The sequence below is a fragment of the Brucella anthropi ATCC 49188 genome, assembly GCF_000017405.1.
Lineage (GTDB): Bacteria > Pseudomonadota > Alphaproteobacteria > Rhizobiales > Rhizobiaceae > Brucella > Brucella anthropi.
Genome location: NC_009668.1, coordinates 1 through 15,494 on the forward strand (window position 1 = coordinate 1; position 15,494 = coordinate 15,494).

A 15,494-nucleotide genomic window follows, 5' to 3' on the forward strand; every position below is an offset into this window, starting at 1 on the left:
CGATGAAGAAGACTCCGATTACCGAGCTCGATATTGATAGTCTTGATGAAGCCACGCTGATGGAATTGAACCGGCACATCGTTGAGCGATTGCAGTTTCTCCATCAACAAAAGACAGCCGCTGTGCTGCAGGAGATTAAGATCGGCAGTGGCGTGATGTTTGAAGGGCCAGATGGTACGATGGTTCGAGGCTTTGTTATTCGTCGCAATCGCAAGACGGTGACGGTGCACACGGATGACGACAAACAGTGGAATGTTTCACCGTCATTACTGAGCTTGACGGGTGGTCATATTATGGATGAAGCACCAACAAGAGCAGGTCGGGTGGTGCCATTCTCAAAGCCTGACAGTCGGAAGTAAGTGGGATCAGGCTTTGGCGATAATGAGGCCTGCAAGCTCCGGAATGGCTGTTTGTTGACTGGATATACCAAGCCGGTCGCCGAGATAATGCCAGAAGGAAAGCCGAAGCTTTTTGCAGGTCTTCATAAGGCCCAGCATGGTATCGCGGGCAATGCGTCCATCGTTGCTCATGGTGCCACCCGAGATTTTGCGTTTGGTGACGCAACTGCGCAGATCGTTCTCGGAGGCGTTGGTGTGCAACGGAATTTCCGGGCGTTCGAGAACCTTGAGCAGTTCTTCCTTGCGGCGTAGCAGGCGTGCCAACAGCTTGTCCAGCTCCATACAACCCGTCCGGATAGAGAAGATGCGGTCAAACCGTTGCCGGAAAGCGCTGATTGATCCTGGTGAGGGGCTCTTCTGCCTGAATGCCTTGAGCGCCTTGTAGAAGCTCCAAATGAGATCGCGTATATTTTCCACCCACCGGACGTGCTGTGGCGTCGCCGGCATCAGCTTTTGCAGCAGCCGCTCCGCATGCACCCAGCACAGCGCATGATTGCCAACCCGGAACTGGCCGGCATCGTCGGAGATAATGACGGCATTGCCCAGCAGGCCGTGGTGGCGAACAGAACCCCAGATGCCCGCTTCCGCGACGACCCGAACCATGTCCTTATCGAAGATGTCGACACCTTTTTGCGCCAGGTGTTCCAGAAAGGGGACCTGGTTGCTAAAGCGTTGAGGCGTGCGTGTTTGCAGCCTGGCGATGACTGTCGGATCCACGCCATGTCGCGTCTTCAGATAATCAGAAGTAGCATCGTTAAGCACATAATCCTGATAATTGCCGCGCAAGAGCGACAGGAAGTTCAGGCGGGATTTTGTTTTCGTGGTGCGAAAGACGGTAAAATGCTCGCCGCCAATATGGGTGGTATAGAAGTTATCACGCGCATGACGGGCCCCGGTGTCATCGACCGTTACATAGGCTTCCGACACCAGGCCAGCATGCAGAACGGCAGCATCCTCAGCAACAAAGCCATCCAGCCCCTTGGTGAGCAAACGCACAACCTGGCGTTTGGAGATGTCCATGCCGATGTCATTAAGCAGGGTCGACAACCGTTGCGCTGTGACCTGACCTTGCGCATGCAGCATCAGGCAGAGCCGCCTGAGGTTTGGGCCATAACCACCGACGATTCCGGCAGGTAACGGCGCAAGAATAGTCTTACCGTTCGGAGCAACCCAGCATTCGCGCCGGTAGTGAATAACCTCAGCGCGCAAAACTATATCGCGCACGTAATAGCTCTTGTAGCCCTTGAAGCGTGAACCGTCCGGAACACGGGCATGAAGAACCACATCCCGATCAACGCGCTCGACATCCAGTTTCGGTCCACGCGGCTTCTTCTTGCCCGCCTGCTTGTCCTGAGCTTTCGCGTCCGTTGCCTTATCCATGCCCGACGGTTTGAACGGCGGCCGTGGCGGCAGGTTTTTCAGTCGCGCAATTTCATCGCGAAGGAGTTGGTTCTCAACTTTAAGCCGGGTGTTTTCCAGACGGAGCTCGGCATTCTCCTTACGGAGTGCTGTATTCTCAGCTTCCAGTTTTTCAAGCCGAGCCTCTGCACGTTCGGTTTTCTCAACCAAACCCGTGACCAGACTGCGCAACGCGTTCAGTGAAAGCGTGTCAGCATGCTTGGGCGAGGGAAGCATTCTCTTCGGCATCGCAAAAGAGAATCATGATTTGCCAAAATCAGGAATCCCATAGCCATGAAATATCGATGCGGAACTCACGATATGCACAGTGTTTAATTTTTCTGACTTGGAATCAGAAACAGGGTCTTGGCCACCAAATTTGCCCCGCTTACCCGACAGGGTAAGCGGGGCATATCCGTTGGCGGTGCCATTTTGTTGTGCAGTTGCACGGTGAGTTGCAATCTACCATAATTCCTTTTGCCCAAGAAGGTCGTATAGATTGCACGATGAAGAAGACTCCGATTACCGAGCTCGATATTGATAGTCTTGATGAAGCCACGCTGATGGAATTGAACCGGCACATCGTTGAGCGATTGCAGTTTCTCCATCAACAAAAGACAGCCGCTGTGCTGCAGGAGATTAAGATCGGCAGTGGCGTGATGTTTGAAGGGCCAGATGGTACGATGGTTCGAGGCTTTGTTATTCGTCGCAATCGCAAGACGGTGACGGTGCACACGGATGACGACAAACAGTGGAATGTTTCACCGTCATTACTGAGCTTGACGGGTGGTCATATTATGGATGAAGCACCAACAAGAGCAGGTCGGGTGGTGCCATTCTCAAAGCCTGACAGTCGGAAGTAAGTGGGATCAGGCTTTGGCGATAATGAGGCCTGCAAGCTCCGGAATGGCTGTTTGTTGACTGGATATACCAAGCCGGTCGCCGAGATAATGCCAGAAGGAAAGCCGAAGCTTTTTGCAGGTCTTCATAAGGCCCAGCATGGTATCGCGGGCAATGCGTCCATCGTTGCTCATGGTGCCACCCGAGATTTTGCGTTTGGTGACGCAACTGCGCAGATCGTTCTCGGAGGCGTTGGTGTGCAACGGAATTTCCGGGCGTTCGAGAACCTTGAGCAGTTCTTCCTTGCGGCGTAGCAGGCGTGCCAACAGCTTGTCCAGCTCCATACAACCCGTCCGGATAGAGAAGATGCGGTCAAACCGTTGCCGGAAAGCGCTGATTGATCCTGGTGAGGGGCTCTTCTGCCTGAATGCCTTGAGCGCCTTGTAGAAGCTCCAAATGAGATCGCGTATATTTTCCACCCACCGGACGTGCTGTGGCGTCGCCGGCATCAGCTTTTGCAGCAGCCGCTCCGCATGCACCCAGCACAGCGCATGATTGCCAACCCGGAACTGGCCGGCATCGTCGGAGATAATGACGGCATTGCCCAGCAGGCCGTGGTGGCGAACAGAACCCCAGATGCCCGCTTCCGCGACGACCCGAACCATGTCCTTATCGAAGATGTCGACACCTTTTTGCGCCAGGTGTTCCAGAAAGGGGACCTGGTTGCTAAAGCGTTGAGGCGTGCGTGTTTGCAGCCTGGCGATGACTGTCGGATCCACGCCATGTCGCGTCTTCAGATAATCAGAAGTAGCATCGTTAAGCACATAATCCTGATAATTGCCGCGCAAGAGCGACAGGAAGTTCAGGCGGGATTTTGTTTTCGTGGTGCGAAAGACGGTAAAATGCTCGCCGCCAATATGGGTGGTATAGAAGTTATCACGCGCATGACGGGCCCCGGTGTCATCGACCGTTACATAGGCTTCCGACACCAGGCCAGCATGCAGAACGGCAGCATCCTCAGCAACAAAGCCATCCAGCCCCTTGGTGAGCAAACGCACAACCTGGCGTTTGGAGATGTCCATGCCGATGTCATTAAGCAGGGTCGACAACCGTTGCGCTGTGACCTGACCTTGCGCATGCAGCATCAGGCAGAGCCGCCTGAGGTTTGGGCCATAACCACCGACGATTCCGGCAGGTAACGGCGCAAGAATAGTCTTACCGTTCGGAGCAACCCAGCATTCGCGCCGGTAGTGAATAACCTCAGCGCGCAAAACTATATCGCGCACGTAATAGCTCTTGTAGCCCTTGAAGCGTGAACCGTCCGGAACACGGGCATGAAGAACCACATCCCGATCAACGCGCTCGACATCCAGTTTCGGTCCACGCGGCTTCTTCTTGCCCGCCTGCTTGTCCTGAGCTTTCGCGTCCGTTGCCTTATCCATGCCCGACGGTTTGAACGGCGGCCGTGGCGGCAGGTTTTTCAGTCGCGCAATTTCATCGCGAAGGAGTTGGTTCTCAACTTTAAGCCGGGTGTTTTCCAGACGGAGCTCGGCATTCTCCTTACGGAGTGCTGTATTCTCAGCTTCCAGTTTTTCAAGCCGAGCCTCTGCACGTTCGGTTTTCTCAACCAAACCCGTGACCAGACTGCGCAACGCGTTCAGTGAAAGCGTGTCAGCATGCTTGGGCGAGGGAAGCATTCTCTTCGGCATCGCAAAAGAGAATCATGATTTGCCAAAATCAGGAATCCCATAGCCATGAAATATCGATGCGGAACTCACGATATGCACAGTGTTTAATTTTTCTGACTTGGAATCAGAAACAGGGTCTTGGCCACCAAATTTGCCCCGCTTACTTGGTTATGCGTGTTCGGTAAGACGATGCTCGCAGGAGTGCTATGCAAGAGAAGAAGCGGGCGACGGCTTCATTGCATATGGCCATTGCTATCTCTGGCTGCGAAGAGATGCGTTATGCCAGGCTCATGCTTTCAAGCTGCATAGGCTGTCCGTTCGTCAGCCCTGCTCTCTTTGCCTGGGCCGACAAGTGTTGAGCGTAGGAAAAATTGTAGGGAGCGCTTGTCAGCAATGGCGCGCCGAACTTCGCCACGTCCTTCGGTACCAATCCAAATCGCGCCTTGAATGCCTTCGTAAATTGTGTACCGTCATTAAAACCGCATTGATAGGCTATTCTTTTCAGCGAGGCCGACGGTCCTGTCTGCCTCACCAGCGTTTGGTATGCACTGTCGAGCCGTTTATCGCGAATGACCTTCGCGACGCCTCCATCGGGTTCAAAAGCGCGATAGAGGTGTGAGCGCGAAACGCGAAAGTTTCGCATGATGGATTGGGGGCTGAGCGAGGGGTTGTTCAGGTTTTCATTGATGTGAGCGAGGATGCATTTACGCATCGTGAGGTTCACGGCTGCATTTTCGATGGCGTCGCCTTTGATGCTGGCATTCAGCAGAGAAAGCATCGCTTCTTGCGCTGAATAGACCTCTGACGCACTCAATTTGCTGGCTACGTCGTGCAGTCCTCGTAAATAAGCAAACAGCAGACGCGTCATTGGTTCATGGGCACGCAGAACGACGCCGTGCAGATTTCGCCACCCAACCACCTTTTCCAGCTCGTCGCGCGCAAGCATCACGGTGATGCGGCTTCCTTCATATGCCGTGCTTTGAACTGTCTGTGTGAAATCTATGATGACGATATCGCCAGGCTTGGCCCAGACGTCGACGCCGTTGAAATCGCCGCGTAAATCCCCAGCGGTTATGAGCTGGAGAATATATTGGTCGAGACCTCCATGTGCGATGATCTTAGGCGTGCGTAGATAGTTTTGGGTGTTGAAACGGGTCGAGCCAATTTGAAGGGAAGAGCTGATCGCACTGCCCCTTGCGAAGCCAAAAAGCTGATAATTTCGTATTTCTCCATCCAATGTGATTTCATACATTGGCTTCAGAACTTCACGCCAAAAATCGTTACGTAATTGATCTTCGATCATATCTGTCGAAAAAGAGATCTGATTCATTATGGCTTGCCGACATGCCCAATCCGAGAAACAGTGGCTATCATAGCCCTGTTTATAGGGAGTTTGGAAGATCGATTATTGGTTCAGCTGCAAACGGATTGCTCGGGATCGCGTCGTCGTCATTTTGGCGTTTCAGGAGCTGCAATTTTTGATGTAATGAGGCTGCCAATTTGATCAGTTCTTCGTTCTTTCCTGAAGACATAGTCAGCACCGGAGCGGACATGCCGGTGCCAAACGTGTTCTTAGGCAGGTGGTCAGCTGCTTTCGCATAAGCCGAGACACGTTCGGTGAAGCAAAAAAATGGGGCCGCTGAGATGCAAACTGATATTGGTACAGCTAATTTTCAGTATATAATAATCTAGAAAATTATTGCTCTATTCAAGATAGATGTACTTGTTCAATATAAGTCAAATAAAAAGAGGAGAAATTAATAAATATAGAACGAGTATATAATCTTTTATATATATAATTTTTATTTATAAATCATTTTAAGCTAATTGATGATCATCAATCGATGATAGTATAATTGCAGAATTATTTAATGCCATTGTAATGATGGAATTTTTAAAAGGGAGATTGCAATGAATAAATTTGCATTGATGCCATTGGTTATTGCTTCCATCCTTTGGGGAGCTGGCGGAGCTTTCGCGGTAGAAATGAGCAATATGAGCGTTCAAGTTGTGAACACATCAACCCAGAATAGCTCTTTTGCGCAGATTGCCGATGGTAGCAATCAACAAGAGTGCCGGCAAAAGGCGCGAACCATTTGCTATCCGTTGAGAGAGGTGCCCCACGAATATAATAACTGCATCAAGCGTGAAGTGGCAAAATGCATGGGCACGCCCTTCAAGTTCTGATCGGATACTTGCTTCAGGATGAATGAATGCCTGGCACCGGAACTCCGGTGTCAGGTTTTGCCGAATCGTACCCAATTTATGAGGCGGCAGATGACGCAGTTGAGCTCCCACCGCCTCGATTGCTTCTGTAATGCCTGCAATCCTGTGAGCAGGCAGACTATCTAAACAAGCAGAAATCTTATCGACCCGCGTTTCGCATCGATCGGATCATGCTTTAATTCTTCGAAACGGTGGTTAGCGGAACGACGATCTCTTTCCAGAATTTGTCTTCATCGATGTAGTTCTGAATGGCAGCTTTCTGAGTGCCGACCGGTCCCGGTTTTGCCTCCGCATTACCTCCTATATCATTGTTGGTGAAAGCAAGGCTTCGGCCATAGTCGAGACCCATCTCGGTGTTCACGTCGACATAGACACCGGTGGCAGGTACAGCTGCGCCATCTTTGGGGCGAGGGGCGTTGTTCCAGGCAAGGACAATCGACGGGTCGATGACATAGGCGGCCGCAAACAGGTCCCAGACGTTATCGGGTCCGAATGTGGTTCCGCCTTGCGCCTTGATCTGTTCTTCGCGTGCAAGCCAGAGTTTCTGAATGCCGGGAGGGCTATTGTCGACCATTTTCCGATAGAGGTCCTCCGGCATTCCTCCCGTATGTTCATTGGCTTCCAGACCGGAGATCACCTGATTGCCATATGCCTTGAAGGATTCGGAATTCGGATCGCCCCATTTCGACCTGACACTGATCTTGGCGGCTTCAGGGTCTGCCCACCAGTTGAACTCTGCCGATGCCGACGAATTCCCCGGAACGTAGAAGGCGCCGCCCATATAGACGATTTCAGCGACCTTCGATGGAAAGCTCGGATCCTTCAGGATGGCGCGTGCAATATTGGTGAGTGGACCAATTGCCACCAGCTTGACCTGGCCGGGATACTTGTTGACGGTGTCGACGAGAAAATCCACAGCGTCTCTGTTGCCATCCGGGTCCGGATTATCCAGGCCATACACCCGTTTATAGGATGGGGCCTCGCCATATTTATGCTTGTAGACGTCGGACCATTTTGCCGTCGGATCGGCATCGATCTCATTGCCCGCATCCGGCCGCAGATAACCGCCCCAACCGGTGATAGGGCTGATTTGCAGTTCGGCTGCCAGCACTTCCGGGGTGGCTTTGTTTCCTCGCCAGTTGCGAATGCCGTAACGGCTGCCTTCGTAGATTGGCACCTCAGAGCCGAGCGCCTCCAGTTGTCGCGCGCCCGCGGCGACACCGGCTGGCATGGGTGTGTTTCCTGAAACGACGGTTACGCCCAGCAGGTCGATGTTGGGAGCGCGCTCCAGTAGAAGCATGGCGGTGCCATCATCGAATAGCTCGACCATATCCGCGTCTAAAATGACTTTCGTGCGCGTTTCTTGAGAAAATGCAACGCCTGATACTGCCAGCGAACAAGTCAAAGTCCAGGCAAAGATAGACGGCCTGATATCCATTCTGTCCTCCCTTTGTGTTGATCGGTTCTCACAGATCGAAACAGGATGAATAAAATATTACACAGTTTTTTTGTCAACATGAGGCGGTGATGTATAGCGAAACATTATAGAACAAATCAGCAGTCTAAATTATGGAGTTACAGTTAGAGTTTGGTCTGTGTCTATTAGAGTGCCGACGCGCCTACATATTCTGTAGCAATTATTTTTTCAGTGAAGGTTGCTACGGAGTTTCGGTTTTTTTGAAGTCGAGCGTCCCGGGCGTTTGTTGCATACTGGCGTCAGTTCCGGCGAGGCGAAAAATACTCTAACGAAATAGTCCAATGATTTCCGTCGTTTATGAAGTGGCTGGATATTGATGGATGCTATCCCGAGAGAACAAGAGGCTGTTTGGGATAATTTCCGCGCCAGCAAATTCAATGACTTACGTTTAGAAAATGCGAACGGGTTAAATTGAGACAGTTAAACGTACCATTTAGCCCTCTGCCGGAACCGACCCAATCAGCAAATGGAAAGCGTCTTTGGCTGCCGGGCGCTCGATCGTATGCTGAGCTGTGTACGTACCAATTCCGTTCGCACCCATGCACTAACGTCTTATTACTCCTTTTCGCAGGCATATTTTCCATTACCTGAGCAATATATGCACAGCGAGGTTCCGCAGGCTGCTATGCAATCTTGCCAAGTCTTATATTGACAGACTCGTGGCTTAGCAGCTTCCAGCTGCGCTGACGTTGCCCCATGGACGATTGTCTCTGCTGGATCAGTCGATGGTAATGTGGACGTGCTTTGTAATGCTGTGTTTGAACCCGCATAAGCAATTGTGGCATTCATTAACGCCAATCCAGCAACAACGAATAGTGAGTACGGTTTCATGATGGTCACCTTACTGTTTCTGAAGAGCCTCCCGTTCTCATATTATGCGCCCGCTGTCTTGCGAACACACACCCAAGTCTGCGGTAGTGTGTCGTATGATGAAAAGATATATCTGGCCAACGTGGGGCAAAGCCGAGTATCTCTTTGTGTTGGCCAAACTGGGCAGGGCTAAGGCCGACGGTTCTTGATCCGCTTGCATTTTCTAAACGTAAGTCATTGAATTTGCTGACGTGAAAATTATCTCAAACAGCCTCTTGTTCTCTCGGGATGGCATCTATCAATATCCAATCAATCATAGATGTCGAAAATCATTGGACTATTCCGTTAAAGTTTTTTCCGCCCCAGCCGAAACCGACCCAATAATCCGATCTGCTTCAATCAAATTGAATCGCACCCCGATTGTTTGACGGGCACAAGACATTCTCCGACATAAAAACGTTTTTATTTTTCTTGAAAACGTTTTTATATGTTGTTACCGTTTTGATATGACGATTGTGGGAGCTTGAAATGTCGAGGTCGATTGACCGAATAAAAACGCGTGTGCGACCGACGATCAAAACGCTCGCGGAACACACGGGCTATTCGATTGCGACGATTTCGAAGGCATTGCACGGTTCGCCGGTCGTGACGGAAGAGACACGCAAGATTATTCTCTCCGCTGCAGACGAGCTTGGCTATCAGGCCAATGCCCGTGGCATGGCGTTGCGTACCGGCAAGACCTATCAAGCCGCCGTATTGATGCCGATGAATTCGGTGGCGGGTTATGAATGGGACGGTGTCGAATATACGCAGATTCTCAGCGGTCTCAGCCAGATTCTCGATGATAGCGATTATCAGCTTTCCGTTTATGGCTATCGCAGTTTTGACGATGCCTGTGCCATCACGCGCCGCATCGTCGATCAAAGCCTCGCCGATGGTCTGATCTTTTCAGGCGTTCTGGCCGACGATGCGCGCATCGACATGCTGGTCGAGGCTGACTTTCCTTTCGTGTCCCTGGGGAGATGCCGCAAATCGCTCGTTTATGCCCATGTCGACGTGGACAATGAATGGGCCGCACATGCCGCAACTGCACGACTGATCGCTGGCGGGCACCGGCGCATCGGTCTGGTGAATGCGGATGCGCGTTTTTCCTATGCTCTCGACAGGATCGATGGTTTTACGCGTGCCTTCACAGAGGCAGGTGCTGCGCCATGTACCGATCTGGTTATCGGCGGCGACTTGTCCACACGCTTCGGACGCGATTCTGCGCTGGCTCTCCGGGAAGAGCGTGATCCACCGACGGCGCTGGTCTGTGTCAATGAAGCGACAACGCTCGGTGTGTTGTCCGCATTGCGGTCGCTGGGGCTGGAAGTCGGGCAGGACATCGACGTCATCGCCTATGACGACATCAATGTCAGCGCCTATTTCACTCCGCCGGTCACGACCCTCTATCAGCCGATCGAAGTGTTGGGGCAACGGCTGGGGGAATTTCTGTTGCGGCGTATGGGAGGGGAAGACCCTGCGCAATTGAGGGAGGTTTTTCGTCCGGAGCTCGTCGCGCGTCAGCCCGACGATCTGGGCGGGAAGCTTAATTCCTAGAGCGGTTTGGCCTTCTCACGGGGTGGCGGGAACCGCTCCGGCGAACAGCTTTCAATGCTGTTTCAGAGGCGCAACCGCTTCGTGCATTCGTCGAAAGTGTTCTAATGGGAGGAGTACACATGAAAAAGACAATTCTGACTTTGGCGCTCGCGCTGATGTCCTCTGTCGCCGCACATGCGGCCGATCTTGAGGGAAAAATGCTCAAGGTCGGTTCCGACACGACCTCGCCGCCGATGGAAAGCGTCGATCCGGCTACGGGGCAGATCGTCGGCTTCGATGTCGACGTGGTGAATGCAATCTGCGCCAAGATCAATTGCAAGGCGGAATTCGTGACCACGGGCTGGGATGGCATTTTCGCGGCTCTGGAGCAGGGCAATTTCGATCTCGTTGCATCGGGAGTCTCGATTACCGATGAACGCAAGAAGGCGATGGATTTCTCCGAGCCTTACATCGTCAACAGCCAGGCCGTTTTGATGCGTGCCGAAGATGATGGCCTGACACTTGATGACTTCAAGTCGAAAGGCAAAAAGCTGTCGGCGCAGGCGAATACGACCGACGCTCAGGTAGCCGAAGGTATTGTCGGCAAGGATAATGTTGTTGCCTATGACAGTTTCAGCGCCTCCGTCATCGCGCTCAAGAACAAGGACGTCGACGGCGTGGTGATCAACGGGGCCAATGCACCCGCCTATGAAAAGGAATTCGCAGGCGAGCTCGTCGTTCCAATTCGCGACCTGCAATCCGATCCGCTGGGGCTGGTCTTCCGCAAGGGCGATGAAACTGCTGCCGCCTTCAATGAAGGGATCAAGGCCATCAAGGAAGACGGCACGCTCGATGCACTCATCAGCAAATATTGGGGCGCAAAATAGTCCGGAACATTTCTGGCGGTGAACCTGCGAAAGTAAAGCACGTGCTGCCGAGATGATGCGCAAAACCAAGAAGGTGAGCCTATCCCGAAGAACGCATGGCGGTTTTCGGGATAGGCAAAACAGATAGAGCAGTTCCAACGACTCCAACTCCGTTGGCCTTGGCCCACACGCAACGCCTCTGGAACATCGCATCCAGAGGGTCGGGAGACGGTTCAAATGTATTTTTTGATGCGCTTGCGTCCGAGCAACATGATCGTGCTCGCCGCACTGCCATTTGTCGTCTATCTCTTCGCCAGTTCAAACGACTACCAGCGTTCGCTTCTGGCTATCCTGGGCGTCGAGCCGGGATCATCAGCTTTCGTGCCGGGTTTTGTGCTGCTTTGCGCAGCCTTTGCCTCCGGTCTTGCCACGATGTTGTTCATGCGCAGGAACAATACGCGCTGGGGGATTCCTTGCGCGGCGCTCAATCTCCTGTCGGCTGCCGCGCTCGTGGCAACACCTGTTGTGTATCCCTATCTGCACTCGGTTGTGGCCAATGGGGTCGATCCGTTCACGTCCGATCTCGTGGTGAAAGGCGTCACACCGCGGCGCCTTACCGAGGCCGCGGCACTAGCGACGGATCGGTACGGGTTCATCATCCTGTTGAGCTATCTCGGTGCGACCGTTCTGGGTCTGCTCCTGAGCCTGACGGGGCGATCCGGGAACGGATTGTCGGGATCGCGCAAGGCGGGTTTCATCCTGCTGGCAACGATCAACGGGCTTGGATTATTTCTTGTCCTCTTTGCAGCGCATGTGGCATTTGCCGCCGGGGTTGCAACGACCATTCGGGCGGCCATTTCGGCCTATATCATTGCGGCGCTTCTGGCCCTGCTTTGGGTTGGCCTGCAAAAGCTTCAATATAGCAGCCGGGGAGACTTTATCTTCATCGGCCTGACGTTGCTGATGGCCTGCATGGCTGCCTGGTTTCTGTTTCAGCCGCGCCAGGCCTATACGCTCGCCGGCACCCTCGACGGCAAGATCGGCGTGGTAACCGGCACGCCATCGAGCATGATCGGTACGGTGCGATACGGCCAGTTTCCCGATGGTCCCGAAAACGAAGTGCCATTGCGCACATTTCGCGGTCCGCCTGAAGCGCTCGCCGCCCTTGGCAAGAAGGCGGATGTCAGCGCGGTTCTGCTTCCGGCGGCTTCAGTCCCGGCGAACGTGCCTGTCCTGTGGCAGACGGAAGCGTTGAACGACCGCGACAAGTCGGCGGGCATTGCCTTCGTCGTTCTGGCCATTGCGCTCGGATTGCTGACGGCTTGCGGTCATATCCATCGCCGTCATCCTCTCTCCATCGGCTCAGAATTCATCGTGGATACGATCCGGGGCATTCCCATGCTCGTCATCGTACTCTATGTCGGCCTGCCCTTGAGTGGCGCATTGAAGGACGCCACGCAGGGCGTGATCGATCCGCCGAATATGGCTCGCGGTGTGGCGGCGATGGCGCTGGCCTACTCGGCCTATCTGGCGGAAATTTTCCGCTCCGGCATCAACGCAATTCCGCGGGGACAAATCGAGGCGGCGCGGAGCCTCGGTCTCAACGGCTGGCAGACCGCCCGTCTGGTGATCCTGCCACAGGCTTTCCGTATCATCATCCCGCCGCTCGGCAACGAACTGATCGCTATTCTCAAGGACACGTCGCTTCTGTCGATCCTGTCCATTCGGGATATCACGCAGCGCATGCGCGAGTTCCAGTCAGCAAGCTTCCTGCCGTTCGCGCCGTATAATTCGGCTGCGATCTTCTACATCCTCCTCACGCTGGCTGCGGCCAGTCTCGTCAGCACAATCGAGAGAAAATATGATGCCAACAAACATCGTTAAAGCCCGCCAAGACCTGCAGCAGCGCGCCTCCGGACTGGTCTTTCCGAAGGACTTTGCTTTTGGTGCCGCGACCTCGGCCTATCAGATCGAAGGCGCCCCTTATGAAGACGGCAAGAGCGAGAGCATCTGGGACCGTTTCTGTAAAAAGCCGGGCGCCATCATCGACCAGTCCAGCGGTGACGTTGCTTGCGATCACTACCATCGCTGGCGCGAGGACATTGCGGTGCTGAAAGCGATGGACCTCAAAGCCTATCGCTTCTCCCTCGCCTGGACCCGGATTCTGCCGGGGGGGTACGGTGCGGTCAATTCCAAGGGAATAGGCTTTTACGACCGTCTCATAGACGATCTGCTGGAGGCGGGCATCGAACCCTATGCGACGCTTTATCATTGGGATCTGCCGCAGGTCTTGCAGGACAAGGGCGGCTGGTATGTTCGGGAGACTGCGGATGCGCTGGCCGAATATGCCTCGGTTGCCGTTCGCAGTTTCGGTGATCGCGTCAAGAAGTGGACGACGCTCAATGAACCATGGACCTTCTGTTGGTCAGGCCATGCCAGCGCCGAAGATGCGCCGGGCTTGGCTGATGGCGTAAAAGGCGGGGTCACGTCAAGCCATCATGCACTGCTTGGCCACGGCAAGGCTGTTCAGGCCATTCGTGCAGAACGCGCGGATGTCTCCGTGGGCATTGTGTTCGATCTCAACGTGGCGGAACCGGCCAGCGACGATCCGCGCGACGTTGCGGCAGCGAAACGTTTCGATGGTGCACAGAACCGCTGGTTTCTTGATGCCGTTTTCAAGGGTGCCTATCCGCAGGACATGCTGGAGCTTTACGGCGATCTCCTGCCGCCCATCCATCCGGAAGACAACAAGACGATTGCGGAGCCGCTCGATTATCTGGGCGTTAACATCTATCGCCGGTCTGTGATCGCGGCAGGTGACGAACTGCCACCGCTCAACTATCGTCGCGTACAGCCGGAAGGCACCTATTCCGCAGTTGGTTATGAAGTCTGGCCGCGCTGCATCTATGACATTCTTCATTATGTAAATGACGGTTATGCGCCAAAGGAAATCTATATTTCCGAAAGCGGCGTGGCAACGCGGCCGGAAGATGTGGGGCCGGATGGAAACGTCTGGGACGATCTGCGAGCGAAATATTATGTCGATCATCTGGAGCAGGTGGCCAAAGCCATTGATGAGGGCGTGCCGGTGAGGGGTTACTTCGCTTGGACACTGACAGACAATTTTGAGTGGGCCTTTGGTTACACGACACCGTTCGGCATTACCCATATTGATTTCAAAACCCAGGAGCGTCGCGTCAAATATTCTGGCGAGGTTTATGCCCTCATTGCAAGGCAGGACGGAAATATTGAAACGAGGAGCGCGGCGATTGGCTGACAACGGGCACAGGACCGTCCTCATTACTGGAGCCACACGCGGCCTTGGCCGCGAACTGGCATGGCAATATGCCAAGGATGGCTGGCGTGTGATCGCCTGCGGTCGTCGGCCGCCTGAAACGCCATGCGCCCCCGGTATCGAGTTTCAGATGCTCGATACGGCTGACCCGGTTTCGGTGGCAGCGCTTGGTGATCGTCTGACCATGCGTTCTCTAGACCTTGTCATCAACAATGCGGCTGTTCGCAGTCGCATTGCTGGCCTTGCGCCGCTCGATCCGGATGATTTCATGGCAGTCGTCAGGACAAATATGCTCGGCCCTGTTCTGGTAGCGCGCGCATTGCGGAACTGCCTGGTGCGTGGCACGGAACCGATGATTGCCAATATCAGCAGCCGGGCCGGCTCGATCTCAGAGGGTCTGCTGGACGATGACGATGACGATTATGCCTATCGGTGCTCCAAAGCCGGATTGAACATGGCGACCGCCCAACTGGCCTTGGATCTTCGGGCTGAAGGCATAAAGGTGATTGCACTTCACCCCGGCTGGGTAAAGACGGAAATGGGCGGTGAAGGAGCAGTCGTGAATGCGGAGAACAGCGCGTGTGGATTGAAAACGGTAATCGCCGGTGCTCCCAAAACCGGGGCCTTCCTGTCCTATAATGGCGACAAAATCAGTTGGTAAGCTGAAAGATCAGGACACTACGCCCGGCCATCATCTTCGACAAGAAGTGGGCGACGGCCGCTACAATTCTCCGAGTTTGGTTTTCAGTTGCTCCTTAAAAGGAGTTTGAGCCGGGCATTTTCGGCTGCCAACGCTTTCGGTTCTTCAATTTTGTAACGAGACGTTTGCCGGTAGTCGCATCGTCGGGCGACCTTCCTGCTCGCGCTGGAATGGATTGAATAGATGCTGTTTGTCTAAGACAGGCGGCACGACGGCCT

General features: G+C 53.7%; 12 protein-coding genes. 8 read left to right on the top strand and 4 right to left on the bottom strand.

Features of this window, described 5'->3' with window-relative positions; genetic code table 11:
* Positions 1–2: 2 nt before the first annotated feature.
* Complete coding sequence (locus tag OANT_RS14295) at positions 3–359, top strand: hypothetical protein (protein ID WP_011982512.1); 357 nt, start codon at positions 3–5, stop codon at positions 357–359.
* A gap of 6 nt (positions 360–365) precedes the next feature.
* Here OANT_RS14295 and OANT_RS14300 read toward each other — a convergent pair whose 3' ends face one another.
* A complete protein-coding gene (locus OANT_RS14300) occupies positions 366–2,045 on the bottom strand; it encodes an IS66 family transposase (protein ID WP_011982513.1) in 1,680 nt (559 codons plus the stop codon).
* A 257-nt stretch (positions 2,046–2,302) separates the two neighbouring features.
* Here OANT_RS14300 and OANT_RS14305 point away from each other — a divergent pair, with 257 nt between their 5' ends.
* Positions 2,303–2,659, top strand: coding sequence for a hypothetical protein (locus OANT_RS14305; RefSeq protein WP_011982512.1), 357 nt, complete (start codon positions 2,303–2,305; stop codon positions 2,657–2,659).
* Positions 2,660–2,665: 6 nt separating this feature from the next.
* Here OANT_RS14305 and OANT_RS14310 read toward each other — a convergent pair whose 3' ends face one another.
* Together OANT_RS14310 and OANT_RS14315 are read right to left on the bottom strand one after the other, a co-directional pair.
* Positions 2,666–4,345: an IS66 family transposase gene (locus tag OANT_RS14310; protein ID WP_011982513.1), complete on the bottom strand. Its 1,680-nt coding sequence runs from the start codon at positions 4,343–4,345 to the stop codon at positions 2,666–2,668.
* Positions 4,346–4,601: 256 nt separating this feature from the next.
* A complete protein-coding gene (locus tag OANT_RS14315; RefSeq protein WP_454068064.1) occupies positions 4,602–5,657 on the bottom strand; it encodes a helix-turn-helix domain-containing protein in 1,056 nt (351 codons plus the stop codon).
* A gap of 578 nt (positions 5,658–6,235) precedes the next feature.
* Between OANT_RS14315 and OANT_RS14320 the strand changes: the two genes are divergently transcribed.
* Positions 6,236–6,511, top strand: coding sequence for a hypothetical protein (locus tag OANT_RS14320; RefSeq protein ID WP_011982515.1), 276 nt, complete (start codon positions 6,236–6,238; stop codon positions 6,509–6,511).
* A 214-nt stretch (positions 6,512–6,725) separates the two neighbouring features.
* Here OANT_RS14320 and OANT_RS14325 read toward each other — a convergent pair whose 3' ends face one another.
* Entirely contained in the window at positions 6,726–7,880 is a 1,155-nt protein-coding gene (locus tag OANT_RS14325) for a nucleoside hydrolase (protein ID WP_235819992.1), read from the bottom strand.
* A gap of 1,485 nt (positions 7,881–9,365) precedes the next feature.
* On the opposite strand from OANT_RS14325, the gene OANT_RS14330 reads away from it, so the two are divergent.
* The 5 genes from OANT_RS14330 to OANT_RS14350 all read left to right on the top strand — a co-directional run bounded on the left by OANT_RS14330 (position 9,366) and on the right by OANT_RS14350 (position 15,237).
* Complete coding sequence (locus tag OANT_RS14330; protein ID WP_011982517.1) at positions 9,366–10,436, top strand: LacI family DNA-binding transcriptional regulator; 1,071 nt, start codon at positions 9,366–9,368, stop codon at positions 10,434–10,436.
* Between the two features lie 119 nt (positions 10,437–10,555).
* Positions 10,556–11,302 (top strand): transporter substrate-binding domain-containing protein, encoded by a 747-nt coding sequence (locus tag OANT_RS14335; protein WP_011982518.1) that lies wholly within the window; start codon positions 10,556–10,558, stop codon positions 11,300–11,302.
* A gap of 216 nt (positions 11,303–11,518) precedes the next feature.
* Positions 11,519–13,165, top strand: a complete 1,647-nt coding sequence (locus OANT_RS14340) for an amino acid ABC transporter permease (RefSeq protein ID WP_011982519.1) — start codon at positions 11,519–11,521, stop codon at positions 13,163–13,165.
* Positions 13,143–14,558: a GH1 family beta-glucosidase gene (locus tag OANT_RS14345; protein WP_235823030.1), complete on the top strand. Its 1,416-nt coding sequence runs from the start codon at positions 13,143–13,145 to the stop codon at positions 14,556–14,558. Before OANT_RS14340 ends, OANT_RS14345 begins: the two co-directional genes overlap by 23 nt.
* Positions 14,551–15,237 (top strand): SDR family oxidoreductase, encoded by a 687-nt coding sequence (locus tag OANT_RS14350; RefSeq protein ID WP_011982521.1) that lies wholly within the window; start codon positions 14,551–14,553, stop codon positions 15,235–15,237. Before OANT_RS14345 ends, OANT_RS14350 begins: the two co-directional genes overlap by 8 nt.
* Positions 15,238–15,494: the final 257 nt, after the last annotated feature.